Consider the following 16,797-nt stretch of genomic DNA (forward strand, 5'->3'; position numbering starts at 1 on the left):
TTTTAATTATTCTAGTATCCTTTTTCTTTCATACAACACACAGCATTTCAATCGTTCATTATCTAATAATTTGGGGTGTTCAAAGGTTTCGATTTGTTGCATCCCAATCTTTTTCATAATTAACTCTGATTTTATGTTAATTGCAGGTGCTACAGAGTAGATTTTATCTAATCCAATAGTATTAAAACCAAAATCTAAACAAGCTTTGGCACCTTCGGTAGCATATCCTTTGTTCCAGATGCTTTTTTTGAGTCGCCAACCGATATCTACAAAAGATCCTAGCTTTTCTAAATAAGTTTGTTCACATATACCTATAAACCCTATGCATTCGGCATTATCCAGCAGATCAACAGCAAAATAACAAAACCCTTTTTCTGCGTACATTTCCTGCATTCTTATAATAAATGCTTTAGTATCTTCTTTTGATGGCTTAAATGGAAAAAACTCCATCACATCATCATCAGTATTGATTTCGGCTAATGTTTCTAAATCATCGAGGGTCCAATTACGGAAACCTAATCGTTGAGAGGTAAAAATGTATGAATTCATTGTAATAAACTGAAAAATAGATTATAAGTTTTCGTTTTTATAAATGTATTCAAATGTAATGATTTGTTGCCTTTATTGTTTAAGTTTCGAGAATTCTTAGGATGAATCGAGTTTAATACGTAATGAAATAGAAAACTGCTCGTGTTTTAGAATAGCAAACACGAGCAGTTTTGGTTGGATTGAATATAGAAATTTTACCCTTTTTTCATAAACTGTTCGTTAAATTCTTTGATTTTCAATGTGTTAATTTCATCGTGTGTTTTTCCTGCTCCATGTTGCAGATAAGCATTAAAAATATGACTTAAGTATAACGGTGATTTAGCTTTATCTTCGTTGAAATTCTCTGAGTTATGGCAAACAAAGCAATTGACTAGGTTATTTACATTAATATCATGTACATCACTCTGGAAAGTCTGTGTATAGGTTTCCATAGTAAGGTTAGAAAGATTTAAAGATCCTCTTGCAATAGATCCTTTTGTAGCATGAGATATATTACCTGCTAATTTTTGGATGGTATCTGCTTGTTTTTGTGGAGGTAGCCCATCGGTATCGATCCAAATTCCTCCGTTATAAAAATAGTTTTTCCATACATCTTTAAGCTTTGAAGCAACACAAGAATTGATGTTTTTTATATTATCATAGTTTTTCGGCTCTTTCTGGCTGGTTTCCATAAAACCGTTACCCTGCGTTCTGGGAACTCCAAATTCGAAAAGTGTAAAAGCTTTATTGGGTTCTTTGGGTTGATTGCCACTCCATGTAATTCCGTCTAGAGATGAAGTATTTCCTTTACCATATAATAATTTTTCATCGGTAGAAGATACTATATTGGTACTCCAATCATAGTAGGGGGCCATATCATTATGTTCAAAAGTTGCCCATATAAATTCTGGATGATTTATGACAACCCCAACTACATGCATTCCTAATAAAGCAACATCACTTTTAACATATGCACCATTTTCATAGATAGCTGCTTTGGTTTGGTAATATGTCGAAAGCTTATCTGTTGGTATTGCACTGGTTTTTACCCACGAAACTTTTAATTCTAATGACCCTATAGGAAATGTTTCGGTATTATTATGAGGAATGGATCCATCCAGGATAGCAGTTTTAAAATGATCGGCAGCAACTTTTAAGGTGTCGTTAATATGAATAGAGTAGTAAACCGTATCAGATTTACTTATGCTCGAATTAAATTGAGAATTGGTTTTTAAGACTCCATCAGAACCGGCTTGTTCTATATCTTTAAGAACTAAAGATAATCCTGATTGAGGTTCTACGGGAATCATTAAATCACTAACCTGTATTAACTTATTTTCGAAAACGGTTTTTCCGTTTTCTGGTTTGGTTAACCACAAGAATTTTTGCCAGGACCATTGCTGAAAAATACAATTTGTTGTACTAGTGGTATCAAATGGACTTCCTTTGCCTTCTTCTGGAGGAGGTGTTTGAGTATGAGGAAACCATGCAGGTTCGCAATTACAATCGTTACTTTTTTCCTGTACATTTTCATAAGCAACAGGTTGTTGATCTGTTTTTTCTTTTTTGTCTGTTTTACATGAAATAACAATAACAAAGATTACAAGACAAGCCACTAGTGAAGAACTTGCAAGGTTGGCAAATTTAGTTTTCATTTGTGTAAAGTGTTAGTTAGTAAATAGTTACTTTTTCAAATCTAACCTTTATCGTAATTGTTTCCTATAAGTAAAAATACGGTTTTTGCCCTCTTTCTATTTTAGATGTAGACATATGCTATGAAGAATGATATTATAAATCAATTTTCTTCTTCAAAGGCTGTACTTTCATATGCACCTATATCGGGAGCAGTAGTACTGCGAAGAGTTCCTAAAATATCGGTTCCCGAGGTAGGAATAGAAGCTTTACCATTAGCAGCAGAATTTTCACCAATACTGAGCATGTTTTCAAGCGGAGTTTTAAAATCAGGTTCTTCATTTAAAATAATATTTTCATACAGAGCAGTATTGGTAAAATCGTATAAAGGATTTCCGGCAAACTGGTCACCAAAATCATTAAACCTAATTAAGCAGTTCTTGAAATTATAATTGAATGCTGTGCCATCAATTTTACTAAATATTAATTCTAGATCTTGATTTCCATAGATAATACAGTTTGTAAAATTTGCTTCAAGTAAATCTGCGACAACTACATCAGTTTCATTTACTCGTAAATTGTTATCAATCAATACTGTTGGGAGCTCTCTAAATCCAGTTCCGATACTAGAATAATTTGTAAACGTACAGTGGTTAAAATTATAGGTGCCGCCTAGTGAACAGTTAAGAGATACTTGCCCGGCATTATTAATTACCAGGTTTTCCCCCAGTACATTACCTGTACGCGCCAGAAGTCCTACATTAGAACTGTTATAGATCTGGGTATTTTTAATAGTAAGTGTCGGATCTGAGCCTCCGTCATTAGAGTCCATTAGTATTCCTACTGTTGCATTTTTTATGGTTGCATGATTTATAGAATGACCTGTGCTTCCTGCAGTAAGCCAGATAGTTCCCCATTGCCCCGGGATATCACTAAAACCAGGTTCTAAGCGATCACTTTCAAAAATTACTTCATTTTCAAGAAGCTCTGGATCTGTACTTAGTTCACCGTTTACGGTAAGAGTAGCACCGTTTGCAGCTATAATCCCAGAATTAGTATGAAAGTGTATTCTTGCACCTGCATCTATAGTAAGTGTTTTTCCGCTAGGTATAGCAGCATATCCATAAACGACATAAGGTTTTTCGTTGGTGAAGTTGAGTTGATCATCTTCCAGAAAGAAACCTTCAATTCTAATTTCATTATTTTCATTATCAAGACCGAGTAATAACGTTTCTGTCTCACCTGTCATGGCATCCCGAGAAGGAAACAAAAATACGGCATCTTTTATTAGAGTTACCAGATCAACATCCTGTTGATTTCCTCCTGTATCAAATAATACTCGATCTGTATATAAAAACTCTACATCTGCTGTTTGATTAGTGATATCTGTTGTTGTTTCTACAAAAACAAAAATACTATCCTTGGCTAAGACCTGAATATTCTCAAAGGATTTTCCGGGGATACCATCAACATTAAGCCTGTAATTAGAGTTTTCACCACGCTCCAGCGCAATTGCAGGAATGGTAAAATCATCGCTGGTACGATTATATACTTTAAAACTATAGGTACTAGAGCCTATATTGGTAAAAACGGTATCTAGAAATAAGGTGTCTGTCGAGAAATTCAAATTTCCTGTACTTGGATTTGACTCAAAATCATTACGGCAGGAGCTCCATAAAACTAGTACAGCAAGCAAAAAAAGAGTTGATAGATATCGCATAATTATATCAAAAGGTCATTAAGAGTAAATAAAGTATCGAAGCTGCAAATTAGCAAAGATTTTTGTTTTTTGATGGCTTCATGATCTCATTCTTTCATTAATTCATTCTTTACTATGAATTAAAGTATAACTTTTTGATTGCCCTAATATTGCTTTATAATGAAAATTTGACAAGATCAGTGCTTCTGTAAGAAGCAAAACATTTGTACATTTGTTGTTCATAATTAACACGCACAACATAATAATCTATTATGAGTACATATGATGTAGCCGTAATTGGCTCTGGACCTGGTGGATATGTGGCCGCTATTCGATGCGCACAACTGGGAATGAAAACCGCAATAATCGAAAAATATTCAACACTTGGAGGAACTTGTCTTAATGTAGGGTGTATTCCCAGTAAGGCATTGTTAGATTCTTCTCACCATTATGAGCATGCTGTAAAGCATTTTGCAGATCATGGGATCGAGATTCCTGGTGATGTAAAGATCAATCTAGAAAAGATGATTGCCCGTAAACAAACTGTGGTAGATCAGACTTGTGACGGAGTTAGTTTTTTGATGAAAAAAAATAAGATAGATGTTTTTGAGGGTGTAGGATCATTTAAAGATGCTACGCATATAAATATTACAAAAACAGATGGGACTGTAGAAATAATCGAAGCTAAAAACACGATAATTGCTACTGGTTCTAAACCATCGACACTACCATTTATCGAAATTGATAAAAAGAGAGTAATTACATCTACAGAAGCACTTAAACTAAAAGAAGTGCCAAAACACCTAATTATTATTGGGGGTGGAGTAATTGGATTAGAATTAGGGCAAGTATATCGTCGTTTGGGAGCAGAAGTTTCTGTAATAGAATATATGGATCGAATTATTCCCGGAATGGATAAAGCACTATCTAGAGAATTACAGAAAGTAATGAAAAAACAGAAATCCAAAATTTATACCTCTCATAAGGTAACAGGAGTATCGGTTTCTGGAGATGAAGTAACGGTAACTGCAGATGATAAAAAAGGAAATCCGGTAGAATTTAAAGGAGATTACTGCTTGGTATCTGTTGGCCGTAGACCTTATACCGATGGATTAAATGCAGAAGCTGCTGGAGTAAAACTTAATGATAGAGGACAGGTTGAGGTTAATGATCATTTACAAACGAGTGCTTCTAATATTTATGCGATAGGTGATGTAATAAAAGGAGCAATGCTGGCACATAAAGCAGAAGAAGAAGGAGTTTTTGTTGCAGAAACTCTAGCAGGACAGAAACCGCATATTGATTACAATCTGATCCCAGGAGTAGTATATACCTGGCCAGAAGTAGCTGCGGTAGGTAAAACGGAAGAAGAATTAAAAGAAGCTGGAGTAAAATATAAATCAGGACAGTTTTCTTTTAGAGCATTAGGTAGATCACGTGCTAGTGGGGATCTTGATGGTTTTGTGAAAATACTTGCAGACGAAGTAACAGATGAGGTATTGGGCGTTCATATGATTGGAGCACGTTGTGCAGATCTTATTGCGGAAGCAGTTACTGCAATGGAGTTTAGAGCATCTGCCGAAGATATTTCTCGTATGTCTCATGCACACCCAACGTTTACAGAAGCAGTAAAAGAAGCAGCTCTTGCTGCCACAGATAATAGAGCGTTACACTCTTAATCAAATTAGGAAGTAGTAAAAAAACATAATACATTAATGTAAAACTAAGCCTGTTGAAGTTTTTATGATCTTTAACAGGCTTAGAATTTTTAGGTAGTTATTTATACTTACATATTCTCTAATCTTGATAATACTTCGGCTTTGTAATTTCTGCTAATAGGGATAGACTTTTTACCAACTATAATTTCTTCGTTAGAAAAGGAATCTATTCTCGAAATAGCAATAATATAAGATCGATGGGTTCGCATAAAATATTGCTGAGGTAATTTGGATTCGATTGTACTTATTGTTTCTCTTGTGACAATAGTATTTGATGAACAATGGATTTTTACATAGTCGCTATAACTTTCGATATAAATAATTTCGGCAAAATCAACTTTTTTCATTCTTCGATCTGATCGAACAAAAATAAATTCATTCGAACTGGTTTCGATAGTTTTTGATGATTCTGTCTTATGATAGACTTCAAAATAATTATGTATGGCATTTAGTAATCGTTCATAAGCGATAGGTTTTAATAAATAATCTACTGCATGAAGATCAAAGCCATCAATAGCATATTCGCGATAGGCAGTAGTAAATATAATTTTGATATCCTTATTAATAGATTTCGCAAAAGAAATTCCCGAAATCTCAGGCATATTTATGTCTAGAAAAATAAGATCTACTTTTTGAGTATTAATACAATTAAATGCTTCTAGAGCGTTACTACATGTCGCTATAACCTCAATACGATCAATTTTTGACAGGTGAGAGGAGATAATCTCTCTTGCTGTGGGTTCATCATCTACTATGATACAGGATATTTTGGGGCTCATAGGTTTTTTGTTTTAGAAGTGTTTAGTTTTAATTCGACACTATGCCACTGCTCATCTTTAGAAATTAGTAACTCATGATGATCTGCATACAACGAGGAAAGCCTTTTTTTTATGTTAGACAAACCAATACCATCTGGGGCATTTTCAGATGAGCTATAAATTGAATTTTTTATACTAAAATGTACTATGTTATTTATATACCTTAATTTCATGTAAACAGATAGTTTTTTATTCCTTATTTGGCCATGCTTAAAACTATTTTCTACAAACGGAATTAAGAGCATAGGAGCAATGTGAATAGAATCGTCTACATTTTCAAAATTCATAGTTACCTCCAGCGTATCATTAAATCGCATTTTTTCTAAGGTAACATAGTCTTTGATATGATCTAATTCTTGTTTTAATGATACCAAAGGTTTATCTACCTGATATAAGAGGTAATCTAATAGGTTCGAAAGCCTCAAGATCATTTCTGGAGTTTCTTCAGATTTTTTTAGCGCAAATCCATACATCGTGTTTAACGTATTGAATAAAAAATGAGGATGAATTTGCATTTTGAGATAATGTAATTCTTGTTCTTTAAGTTTAAGCTGAGCCTCTAAGACTTTATGTTGCAGTTCTCGGTTTGCTGAGTTTGATTTATAATTATGTCGTACCAAACTAAAAGCACTGGCAACAAAGACTACAAAATATACCGCAATAAACAGAAAAAAAGGACTTCTGGTCATAGGGGCCATGCCTTCTAATTTTAGGGATGATAAAAAAATCAATCCATAAAAGAATGAAATAGTGATAAAAAAAGCAGAAATAATGATAGTATATATGCAGTATAATAAGAATAGTAAATACTTCTCTTTTAATAGGTATTTTGGAATGAGATGGTTAATTACAGTATAGGTAGTCCCAATGGTTACCGGCATTAAGAATAACGAAAAAGAAAAAACATAACTTATGTTGTCTGTATTATGCCCAAAGAAATAGGTATAGCAAACCAATACTACAATCCAAAAGATGATATGAAGTAATAATTCTACAATTATTTTTAATACAAACTCTTTAGAAATCATTGGCTAAACAAAAATAGAGTGTAATATCAATATATTTTTTTAAACAGCATTGTTAACGAGATAAAAAGCCAAATTGATATGGTTTTTTACAGGTTTACCACATTTTTGATACTATTTAAGGTATAAGCAAAGCTAATTCGGTAGTTAGTCGCAAATACCCAATAACGTAAATCTAATGTGGTTAGTTTTGATTCAAAATAAATAATAGAAGAATCAATGCGAATCTTAGAACTTTTTTTACTTCTTTCATTAACAGGGTTTTTAATCTGTTTTTTTGCACAATATTTAAAGATCAAAAAATGGCTTTTTTACATTAGCATTGTTTTTTTTGTACTTCATTGGCTAGTCGAAGGAATTCGATGGCAGATGTATTTAGGATATACCACACTTTTGATAAGTATTGTATTATACTATGTTTCCAACATTAAAAAAATAGCAAAGGTTTCATTAGTTAGTTTAGGATTGATTATTACCTTAATTAGTATTGTTCTTTGCATCATAATGCCTGTGATTAAGTTTCCAGAACCTTCAGGTACTTTTTCAGTGGGATTAGAGTCATTATATCTTGAAGATAAAACACGAGAAGAAACACTTACAAAAGAAAAAGGGGATTATAGAAAGTTAACAATAAATGTATATTATCCTTCTGACCATGAAATTACAAAACCGATACGTTATATGGATCATGGATACGCAGAAGCTTTTGTAGAAAGTAAAGGTATGCCTGCTATTATTGCTACACATTTTGATCATACAAAGACTCATACTCAAAAGTCACTTCCTATCATAAAAAATAAACAGTTACCTATTATAATTTTATCTCATGGATTATTATGGAATAGTGAAATGTATACTTCGATTATTGAGGAAATTGTAAGTCAGGGATATGTGGTTTTTGCGATACATCATACATATGAATCCTTTCTTTCAGAATATCAAGGAAAACGAATCAAATGGAGTCAAAAAAATATTGACGACATGAATACAGAGGTAGATTTTGGTTTTGTACATGAAAAAATGGATTTAGCACTCAATGCAAAAGATAAGCATAGAAATAAGGCAGCCTATGAACTCATACAATATTTACCATATTTTGAAAGCCTTGATAGATGGTCGAATGATATTTCCTTTGTCATAGATCAATTGGCTGTATTAAACGAGGATTCGAGTAACTTTTTATATCAAAAATTGAATATGAATCAAGTTGGATTATTGGGGCATTCATGGGGCGGGGCAGCAGTAGTGCAAAATGCATCGGTAAATAAAAAGATTAAAGGAGTAATTAATATGGATGGAGCGCAATTTGGAAGAGTAATCGATACTACGCTGAAAGCACCACTCCTGGTGATGCATGCCGACAGGGATTATGATAAATTTTTTACTCCAAACTTCTATGTATACGATCAAGTTGCAAAAAATGATTACTACTTGGTTACGATAAAGTCGACAGGTCATGCTAATTTTGGGGATCTGGGGTATTGGTCAAAAATCCATTCACTTACAGAAACAGGAGAAATCGATCCAGATAGAATGTCTTATATTACTAATCAATTGATTCTTGCTTTTTTTAATAAATATGTTAAACGACAATCGTTAGAAATGAAAGAAACTTTTATCCAAAAAGAGTATCCAGAAATAGAAATTATCAAAAAATAACTTTTTAAAATAGATTTTATAGAATGGCCAATTTAATGCTCAATATTGCAAAGCTGTTTATTTTACAAAAAGAAACTTCATCGATCTTTACATCCCTTGGTGATAGAATAGAAGAGGGAGGAATGTTTTTTATGATACCGATAGTTGTTCTGTTTCTGATCGTATTGCTTATCATTATAAAAAACATATGGGTCGTTATACAAAAAGGTATTCCTTCAGAGAAATATATTAACCTAATCAATTCTATAGGGCTTTTAACATTAGTATGGGGATTATTAGGCCAGTTAATAGGTATTGTAGGGATGTTTGATAAAGTCGAAATAATAGATGAAATCTCTACTCATATTTTTGCAAGTGGATTAAAAGTATCTGCACTTCCTGCAGTCTTTGGTTTTTTTGTTTTCATAGTTTCAAGAATTGCTACAATTATTTTTACATGGATAACTAAAGAAAAAGAGTAGAGTTATGATCAAAAAATCAATTTTTAAAATTCTTTTGGGAATTCTTTCTTTCGCAATACTATTATTTGCATTGTTTTTTCTATTTCTCAAAATACTCCCTATTTATAATCCTGCATTACTAAAATGGGTGCCTATTTTGATATGCATATTGGGGTTTTATGTAAGTGGAATGATAAATAAGAATACTTCTATACGGTATCTTCCTTTTCTGTTTTTGTCACTTTTGATTTTTAAACCATTTAGATTTTTGTATTTCCCTTTTGCATTAGTACTTATCATCATTGGAGTTTTGACACTGATAGTTTCAAGAAAAGAGGTGAAAAAATTATATAAAGTATCTTCTGCCTTTATTTTGATTTTTGTGTTTACTTATTTTCTACTTTCTCAACCTCTGATTTTATTACAAAAAGGATTTAAAGTAACACAGGGTGGAGACTTAGTACATGCTCAGAAGTTATGGGATTTTAGTACAACCTCAGATAATTATGTGCCAGATATAGAATATATTGATTCAGAAGGAAATTTAATTTCTTTAAATAGTTATAGAGGAAAAACATTATATATCACTTTTTGGGCCACATGGTGCCCTCCTTGTATAGCAGAAAAACCGATACTCGAACAAATGAAAAATGAATTTAGAGAGGATGAGAGTATTATATTTATTGATATTTCAATAGATCGAGATACAAAGCGGTGGTTAAAATATATAACCAATAAAAATCCAAAAGGAGTCCAATTGAACACCAATGGTAATGATCCAGAAACAATGCAGAAGTTTTATTTTTCAGAGATTCCTTTTCATTGCATTGTTAACCCCGAAGGAACTTTTAAACAAAGCAATGACTTAGAATACTCCAAAATAGCATTAAAGGATAAAAATAAATTACAATCATTCAATCAAAACCAAAAAACGATACAGTAATATATATCGATCTTAATGATAGAGGTAGCAAATCACTTTTATAATGCTACCTCGTCATGATCAATAAACAGTTTTTTTAATTGTTGTGTGATCCATCACAATATGGAGGATCGTTGGTCTGTTTACAAGTACATAAATAAGCCTCTCTTGTTTCTTCTACACAAAAAATGATAGGAGGAGAACCTCCTGTATTTTTATGATTACCATTGCAAAACGGTTGATCTGTACTATGACCACAAGAACACCAAGCATAGTTTTTGTCAACCTCTAATTGGCATGCGATTGGTGCATCACCACCTCTAATGTTATTTTTCATAAGCTTGATTTTTTGTATTCTAAAAATACTAAATTCTAGCTTGATATGTGTATAAGTCAAAATATCTGCCTTTTGCAGCAATAAGTTCATCATGATTACCATGTTCGGCTATGTTACCAGACTCGATAACCAAAATTTGATCTGCTTTTTTGATTGTACTTAATCTATGTGCAATAACAAAAGTGGTTCTACCTTTCATTAATTCACCAAGACTTTTTTGAATTAAAGCTTCGCTTTCTGTATCCAGGTTTGATGTTGCTTCATCAAGAATAATAATTTTAGGATTTGCCAGAATAGCTCTTGCAATAGCAATTCGCTGTCGTTGTCCTCCAGAAAGTTTTACACCTCGTTCTCCTATTAGCGTATCTAATCCATCGTCAAAACGATCTGTAAACTCATTCACGTATGAAGCTTTTACAGCTTGTTGCAATTGTGCTTCTGTAGCCTCTGGGTTAGGAAATAAAATATTTTCTCTAATAGAACCTTCAAACAAGAATTCATCTTGTAATACAACTCCCAGATTACGTCGGTAACTATGTAACTTTACTTTAGAAATGTCATTATCATCAATAGTGATGATTCCTGATTTTGGGTTTAAGAATGTAGCTGCTAATCCGGCGATTGTAGATTTACCAGAACCAGAGCTACCTACCAAAGCAGTTACAGATCCCGAAGGAGCTTTAAAACTAATACCATGTAGTACCTCTTTTCCCTCTTCATAAGAAAAGGAAACATTATCAAAGGTGATATCTCCTGTTATATGTTCTAAAGTGATGTTTCTATCCTCTATTTCTTCTTCTGGAGTCATATTCATGAGTTCTTCGGTACGATCCAGGCCTGCCAGTGCTTCGGTTAACTGGCTTCCGATATTACTCATTTGTACAATGGGTGCAATCATAAATCCCAATAGTAGTGTAAACGAAAGAAAATCACCGATGGTTAGTTCATCAATCATAATTTTATATCCACCAATTCCCATAATTCCGGTAGAAGCAATACCCAATAAAAATGTTGAAGAACTAGTCATTAATGCCGTAGCTGTTAAACTCTTTTTTACATTTTGAAATAGTCGATCTACTCCTTCTTCGAAAGTTTTGTTTTCCTGTGCCTCGGCATTAAATCCTTTTATTACCCGCACTCCGGCAAGAGTTTCGGTTAATCGACCTTTAACTTCTGCATTGATAACTCCTCGTTTCCTGAAGATTGGACGAATATATTTGAATGCTTTTAAAGCTACAATTCCAAATACAGATACAGGAACCAGTACAAACAATGTCATCGAGGGGCTAATTCTGATGAGTAATACCAATGATATAATAGCCGTAATTGTACCTCCAACTAATTGTACTAATCCAGTACCAATAAGATTACGAACACCTTCTACATCACTCATAATACGAGATACTAATGCTCCAGATTTTGTATTGTCGAAGAAACTAATAGGTAAAGAGAGCACTTTTTTCTGTACTTGTGCCCTTAATTCGGAAATTAGAAATTGTGCTTGTACACTTAATATTCGGGTTAAAAGAAATGATGTTACTGCTTGTACTAAAATTGCCAAACTTACACTAATCAAAAGCATTTTTAGCATTTCATAATCTTTTTTGGCGATAACATCATCCATTAGATATTTACTGGCCATAGGTAATACCAGGCTAGCCAACCTACTTAGTACAATTAATAATAATCCAATAAAAACAAGATTTCTTCGAGGCCATATGATGGTTTTAAAAGCTTGCCCTATAGTAACTTTTGATTTTCTTTTGTTTTTTGGTGAAGTGTTATTTTGAAATTCTCTCATATATTATTGTTCAGTTTTAAATAGAGAAATAGTATACGCTAATAACTCCTGTCCGCCATAGGCTCCATGTCCTGGTATTACAATTTCTACATCCGGATACTTTTCTTTGATTTTAGCAACAGTAGTTGACCACTCTTTTATATTGGCATCTTCAAGATTTCCTTTTTTAGCTCCTTTTGATTTTATCAAACAACCACCAAAGAGTACTTTTTCATCAGGGAAATAACTTACAATATTATCAGAAGTATGACCTTCTCCATAAAATGTATTGAGTACTTTTCTATTTCCAACTTTTAATTTATGTTGTGTGTCAAATCCATTTTGCGGAATTGTATAGTTTTTATTTTTAGCCAGACGTATGGTTGCATTGCTGGCATATGAAGAAATTTTTCTTTTATGAAACTCATTTAAACCACCTAAACAATCCCCATGGAAATGTGTAGCAATAACTCCTTTGACCTCGCATTTTAAGTTTTTTTGAACCCAATTTATTAATAGTCCAGATATAGAATCATTAGTTGGTGTATCAAATATCAATGCTTCAGCATTATCAATAATAATCATACCATTACAAGGTACTTTTCCAAAACTTTTGGTATTTAGATAGGATGTATGAATATAACTATGCTCATTAAGTTTAGTAATTTTAAGCTCTTCAGAAACTGTAATGACATCAGGTGTATGCTCTTTTTTACATGAGTATATGCATAATAATACCACTAAAAAAAATAGAGGTTTAATCGTGTTTCTCATTGTTTTTTTGAAGTTAGTTTTTTCGTTTTCTGAAATAACGAATCACTAAGATATAAATACTTGTTGGTATGGCGACCCAGATCAACTCACTTAACAATACTTTAATGCCCCAGGTACTAAAAAACTTACTAGCACCAATTGGGGATACCTGAATCGGTCGCCACGGAAAAAAATATCGGGTAGTATCAAAAGGAGAGAAGAATGCAATCCCAAGTCCCCCTGTAGTCATGGCATCAAGAACGCCATGAAAAGCCGTGCAAACGGTAAAATATAAAATTAGTGCAACTCCTGTTTTGGTATATGCTTTTTTAAAATAGAAAATAAAAGTAACTATAATCCCCAGAAGTAAAGCAAAGAGTAATGAATGTGAAAACCCTCTATGCCCCCAAAAACTTTCATATGTTATACCAAATTTAAAACCTATAACATCTGCGTCAGGAAGGATGGAACAGATAATTCCTAATACCCATAACTTTTTGGTATATATTTCTTTCGAAAAACTTTTACCAAAGGCATATGCTGTAAATCCATGGGCAAAGATAGAGGCCATTTATAAAATATTACAGGTGTTAATTACCGTATTTTTCAATTAGTAATGGAAGTTTTCCATTTAAGAATTTGATTTGTTGTTTAATTCCGTTTGGGGTATCGTGATTATGTGTTGTAACGATCACCAAGTTTTTATCAGCAATCATGATTATGAATTGTCCGCCATATCCCATTCCATAATCAATACGATCCCCATTAAGATTTGCTTGATACCAACAAAAACCATGTTTAGAATTTCTTAGTCCCCAATCGGTAGCTAATTTTTCGTTTACATCAAATAGTTTTTCTACCCATGGTTTAGAAACTATTTCAACACCATTATATGTACCCTTTTGCTCTAATAATTGACCTATTTTTAAAAGATCACCTGGCTTCATTTCTAATCCAAGACCACCACCATCATAATGACCATCATTTCGTTTTTCCCAATTTACAGTATTAATAGCTAATGCATTGAACAAATTTTCATTTGCAAACTCAAGAGTTGTTTTTCCTGTAGATTTATTTAGGATAGCAGATAGCAGGTGGGTAGCGCCGGTATTGTAATTATATGTATCTCCAGGAGTGTGCTCCAATTTTTTTTGTAAGACAAATGCTATTGGGGTCTCGCTATTTATCCAGTTTTGATGCTCTAAGAAGCCTTTCCAGGAAAGTCCAGAGGTTTGATTTAGCAAGTGTTTAATAGTAATCGTCTTTTTTCTTTCGTCTTCAATATTTTTGAATTCATCAGTGAAGTATGTATCAATGGTTTCATTTTCACTGGTAATAAATTTTTTATCGATTGCAATTCCAATAAGAATACTCATAACCCCTTTGGTAAGAGACTGAACGTTTGATACATTCCCTGATGTTTTACCATTATAATATTCTTCAAATACAATTTGATTATTCTTAGAAACTAATACCGAATAGATATCATTTTCATTACGTACTATTTCCTTAGATACTACTTTCTCATTTATAGAAGTATTCTTTTTTGATTCTTTACATGCAACAAGCAGAACAAAAAAGATAAGTACTGGGGATAATTTACTTTTCATTGATTTGATGTGTTTATTAAGAAGTACAAATTTATGAGTAAAGATAGTGGTTAATGAAAATTCGAAACTTTAATACGTATTCTATAATGCAAGGATTTGATCAAGCTGTGCTTCTGATACGGTTAATAATCCTGATTTTGGGAGCCTTTTGGTAAGTTCTCTCCAGTTTTCATCTTTATCAAAAATTTGCTTTAATACAGGTAATGCTTCATCCAGCCTTTTATTATTAGCCAATGCTATTGCTTTCCAATATTTCATTTCTAAATTTTCGGGAAACAATTGTTCTGCAGCTCCATAGGCTGCAAGCGCCATCTCCATATCTCCAGCTTCTACTGCCAGATCTCCCTTATTCATATATTCATAAGCTTTATGTACTTGCAACAGGCGTTGTAATTCTACTAATGGTGTTGTATGATCATCTACTCTTAGATTTACTTTTTTATCTTCCCAGGTGTTTTTGGCTGGTTTTGCATTCACAACTACCAGTGCAGCAGATTGCTTACCTCTAATGTCCCCTCCAGCTTCCTGAGCAGCGATAAGTACTTTGACTACGCGATCGGCCAGGGATAGATCTTTATACTCTTCAAAAGCCTTGGCCATTGCAGGGACCACTTTGTCATTAAGCATCATATTGGCTTGTACAGCATAATTATCTCCAACAATATGATGTGCAGAGACAATGCATTTTTCACCAGTAAAAGCAGCTGTATTACCTTTTGCATCCAGAAAGGCTACTTGTCTGAAATCTTTTCCATCATCTTTAGCTACAAGGAGATCTAGTGCTTCTTTTGCACTTTTACCTTCAGACATAAGTGTAAGTCCATTAGGACCGTATGCAGGATTAACAAAGGATTGTGTTGCTACTACACCAACACCAGATTGCCCCCAGGATACAATCGATCCTACAGAGAACCAGTGACTTTGAACTCCTACAGCCATTTCTCCGGTAGTTTTATCTCTTGCTACAATAGAAAAAGTATGTGCAAACTTTTCTTTATAGACCTGTTGAGCTTCTATCTGAAAAGATATTAGAATCATAAAAAGTACTCCTCCTTTTAATACTAATGATTTCATGTCTGTATTTTTTGTTACAATTAGCTTATTTTTTCTTTTGTCTTTTATTCCGAACATAGATCAATTTAGACCTTCCTTTAGCAGCTTCACGTTGTTCAATTTCAAAATTTTTAATAGACTTGATTAAAGGAGTTAATTTCTGAAAACCGTAGTTTCTGGAATCAAAATTTGGTTGTTTTTTTTGTAACAAACTACCAACATCTCCAAGAAAAGCCCATCCATCATCATCGGCTACGTCGGATATAGTATGTGAAATTAATTTAATCTCTTTTGAAGTAATTTTGTCAACACTATTTGTAGAAATGGCTTTGGTATTAATAGATTCTGATTCATTTTCTTCTGCTTCATATTTAAGGATTTCGAGGTAAATAAATTTATCACAAGCTACAATAAATGGATTTGGTGTCTTTTTTTCTCCTATTCCAAAAACTTTCATTCCCGCTTCTCTAAGCCTCGTCGCTAAACGTGTAAAATCACTATCACTAGATACTAAACAAAAGCCATTCACTTTTTCAGAATATAGAATATCCATTGCGTCTATAATCATTGCAGAATCTGTAGCATTTTTACCTTTTGTATATCCGTATTGCTGGATAGGTGTTATTGCATTTTCCAGAAGAATCTTTTTCCATTTAGTAAGATCTGGTTTAGTCCAATCTCCATAAATTCTTTTGATAGTTGGATTGCCATATTTTGCAATTTCTTCCATCATTTCTTTTATATATGTAGATGGTATATTATCACCATCTATTAGTACTGCAAGATTTAAATCCATAAAAAGGTATTAGAAGAGTTCAATCTA

General features: G+C 33.0%; 16 protein-coding genes. 4 read left to right on the plus strand and 12 right to left on the minus strand.

The window, feature by feature from the left end; all coding sequences use genetic code 11:
- Positions 1-6: 6 nt before the first annotated feature.
- The 3 genes from Z053_RS0105495 to Z053_RS0105505 form a co-directional block, all read right to left on the minus strand.
- Entirely contained in the window at positions 7-549 is a 543-nt protein-coding gene (locus Z053_RS0105495; protein WP_025664039.1) for a GNAT family N-acetyltransferase, read from the minus strand.
- A 194-nt stretch (positions 550-743) separates the two neighbouring features.
- A complete protein-coding gene (locus Z053_RS0105500) occupies positions 744-2,183 on the minus strand; it encodes a hypothetical protein (protein WP_025664040.1) in 1,440 nt (479 codons plus the stop codon).
- 140 nt (positions 2,184-2,323) lie between these two features.
- A complete protein-coding gene (locus Z053_RS0105505; protein ID WP_025664041.1) occupies positions 2,324-3,880 on the minus strand; it encodes a hypothetical protein in 1,557 nt (518 codons plus the stop codon).
- Positions 3,881-4,131: 251 nt separating this feature from the next.
- Between Z053_RS0105505 and lpdA the strand changes: the two genes are divergently transcribed.
- Positions 4,132-5,538, plus strand: coding sequence for a dihydrolipoyl dehydrogenase (gene lpdA / locus Z053_RS0105510; protein WP_025664042.1), 1,407 nt, complete (start codon positions 4,132-4,134; stop codon positions 5,536-5,538).
- 107 nt (positions 5,539-5,645) lie between these two features.
- On the opposite strand, the gene Z053_RS0105515 is transcribed toward lpdA, so the two are convergent.
- Complete coding sequence (locus Z053_RS0105515; RefSeq protein WP_025664043.1) at positions 5,646-6,356, minus strand: LytR/AlgR family response regulator transcription factor; 711 nt, start codon at positions 6,354-6,356, stop codon at positions 5,646-5,648.
- A complete protein-coding gene (locus tag Z053_RS0105520; protein ID WP_025664044.1) occupies positions 6,353-7,423 on the minus strand; it encodes a sensor histidine kinase in 1,071 nt (356 codons plus the stop codon). The genes Z053_RS0105515 and Z053_RS0105520 overlap by 4 nt, the downstream gene beginning before the upstream one ends.
- Positions 7,424-7,639: 216 nt before the next feature.
- Here Z053_RS0105520 and Z053_RS0105525 point away from each other — a divergent pair, with 216 nt between their 5' ends.
- The 3 genes from Z053_RS0105525 to Z053_RS29865 are packed head-to-tail and all read left to right on the plus strand — an operon-like array spanning position 7,640 to position 10,462.
- Positions 7,640-9,079 (plus strand): alpha/beta hydrolase family protein, encoded by a 1,440-nt coding sequence (locus Z053_RS0105525; protein WP_025664045.1) that lies wholly within the window; start codon positions 7,640-7,642, stop codon positions 9,077-9,079.
- A 23-nt stretch (positions 9,080-9,102) separates the two neighbouring features.
- Positions 9,103-9,540 (plus strand): MotA/TolQ/ExbB proton channel family protein, encoded by a 438-nt coding sequence (locus Z053_RS27960; protein WP_025664046.1) that lies wholly within the window; start codon positions 9,103-9,105, stop codon positions 9,538-9,540.
- A 4-nt stretch (positions 9,541-9,544) separates the two neighbouring features.
- On the plus strand, positions 9,545-10,462 hold the full coding sequence (locus tag Z053_RS29865) for a redoxin family protein (RefSeq protein ID WP_025664047.1): 918 nt from the start codon (positions 9,545-9,547) through the stop codon (positions 10,460-10,462).
- A gap of 76 nt (positions 10,463-10,538) precedes the next feature.
- On the opposite strand, the gene Z053_RS0105540 is transcribed toward Z053_RS29865, so the two are convergent.
- From Z053_RS0105540 to Z053_RS0105570, 7 genes are all read right to left on the minus strand, one after another.
- Positions 10,539-10,778, minus strand: coding sequence for a CDGSH iron-sulfur domain-containing protein (locus Z053_RS0105540; protein ID WP_025664048.1), 240 nt, complete (start codon positions 10,776-10,778; stop codon positions 10,539-10,541).
- A 28-nt stretch (positions 10,779-10,806) separates the two neighbouring features.
- On the minus strand, positions 10,807-12,579 hold the full coding sequence (locus Z053_RS0105545) for an ABC transporter ATP-binding protein (RefSeq protein ID WP_025664049.1): 1,773 nt from the start codon (positions 12,577-12,579) through the stop codon (positions 10,807-10,809).
- Between the two features lie 3 nt (positions 12,580-12,582).
- Positions 12,583-13,332, minus strand: coding sequence for a subclass B1 metallo-beta-lactamase (gene bla / locus Z053_RS0105550; RefSeq protein WP_025664050.1), 750 nt, complete (start codon positions 13,330-13,332; stop codon positions 12,583-12,585).
- A gap of 13 nt (positions 13,333-13,345) precedes the next feature.
- On the minus strand, positions 13,346-13,882 hold the full coding sequence (locus Z053_RS0105555; RefSeq protein ID WP_025664051.1) for a metal-dependent hydrolase: 537 nt from the start codon (positions 13,880-13,882) through the stop codon (positions 13,346-13,348).
- A 19-nt stretch (positions 13,883-13,901) separates the two neighbouring features.
- Positions 13,902-14,921 carry a serine hydrolase domain-containing protein gene (locus tag Z053_RS29870; protein WP_025664052.1) on the minus strand — a complete coding sequence of 340 codons (1,020 nt, stop codon included), beginning with the start codon at positions 14,919-14,921 and terminating at the stop codon, positions 13,902-13,904.
- An 81-nt stretch (positions 14,922-15,002) separates the two neighbouring features.
- A complete protein-coding gene (locus Z053_RS0105565; RefSeq protein ID WP_025664053.1) occupies positions 15,003-15,995 on the minus strand; it encodes a DUF1028 domain-containing protein in 993 nt (330 codons plus the stop codon).
- A 25-nt stretch (positions 15,996-16,020) separates the two neighbouring features.
- Positions 16,021-16,770 (minus strand): NYN domain-containing protein, encoded by a 750-nt coding sequence (locus Z053_RS0105570; protein WP_025664054.1) that lies wholly within the window; start codon positions 16,768-16,770, stop codon positions 16,021-16,023.
- Between the last annotated feature and the right edge of the window lie 27 nt (positions 16,771-16,797).

Origin of the sequence: Aquimarina megaterium XH134 (assembly GCF_000520975.1) — a bacterium.
Classification (GTDB): Bacteria; Bacteroidota; Bacteroidia; order Flavobacteriales; family Flavobacteriaceae; genus Aquimarina; species Aquimarina megaterium.

Excerpts from the sequence above, each read along its gene's own strand:
- Z053_RS0105565 (WP_025664053.1), bottom strand. The coding sequence starts at position 15,995 with ATGAAATCATTAGTATTAAAAGGAGGAGTACTTTTTATGATTCTAATA.
- Z053_RS0105515 (WP_025664043.1), bottom strand. The coding sequence starts at position 6,356 with ATGAGCCCCAAAATATCCTGTATCATAGTAGATGATGAACCCACAGCA.
- Z053_RS0105545 (WP_025664049.1), bottom strand. The coding sequence starts at position 12,579 with ATGAGAGAATTTCAAAATAACACTTCACCAAAAAACAAAAGAAAATCA.
- Z053_RS0105520 (WP_025664044.1), bottom strand. The coding sequence starts at position 7,423 with ATGATTTCTAAAGAGTTTGTATTAAAAATAATTGTAGAATTATTACTT.
- Z053_RS29870 (WP_025664052.1), bottom strand. The coding sequence starts at position 14,921 with ATGAAAAGTAAATTATCCCCAGTACTTATCTTTTTTGTTCTGCTTGTT.
- Z053_RS0105495 (WP_025664039.1), bottom strand. The coding sequence starts at position 549 with ATGAATTCATACATTTTTACCTCTCAACGATTAGGTTTCCGTAATTGG.
- Z053_RS0105570 (WP_025664054.1), bottom strand. The coding sequence starts at position 16,770 with ATGGATTTAAATCTTGCAGTACTAATAGATGGTGATAATATACCATCT.
- Z053_RS29865 (WP_025664047.1), top strand. The coding sequence starts at position 9,545 with ATGATCAAAAAATCAATTTTTAAAATTCTTTTGGGAATTCTTTCTTTC.
- Z053_RS0105540 (WP_025664048.1), bottom strand. The coding sequence starts at position 10,778 with ATGAAAAATAACATTAGAGGTGGTGATGCACCAATCGCATGCCAATTA.
- lpdA (WP_025664042.1), top strand. The coding sequence starts at position 4,132 with ATGAGTACATATGATGTAGCCGTAATTGGCTCTGGACCTGGTGGATAT.
- Z053_RS0105525 (WP_025664045.1), top strand. The coding sequence starts at position 7,640 with ATGCGAATCTTAGAACTTTTTTTACTTCTTTCATTAACAGGGTTTTTA.
- Z053_RS0105500 (WP_025664040.1), bottom strand. The coding sequence starts at position 2,183 with ATGAAAACTAAATTTGCCAACCTTGCAAGTTCTTCACTAGTGGCTTGT.
- Z053_RS0105505 (WP_025664041.1), bottom strand. The coding sequence starts at position 3,880 with ATGCGATATCTATCAACTCTTTTTTTGCTTGCTGTACTAGTTTTATGG.
- Z053_RS0105555 (WP_025664051.1), bottom strand. The coding sequence starts at position 13,882 with ATGGCCTCTATCTTTGCCCATGGATTTACAGCATATGCCTTTGGTAAA.
- Z053_RS27960 (WP_025664046.1), top strand. The coding sequence starts at position 9,103 with ATGGCCAATTTAATGCTCAATATTGCAAAGCTGTTTATTTTACAAAAA.
- bla (WP_025664050.1), bottom strand. The coding sequence starts at position 13,332 with ATGAGAAACACGATTAAACCTCTATTTTTTTTAGTGGTATTATTATGC.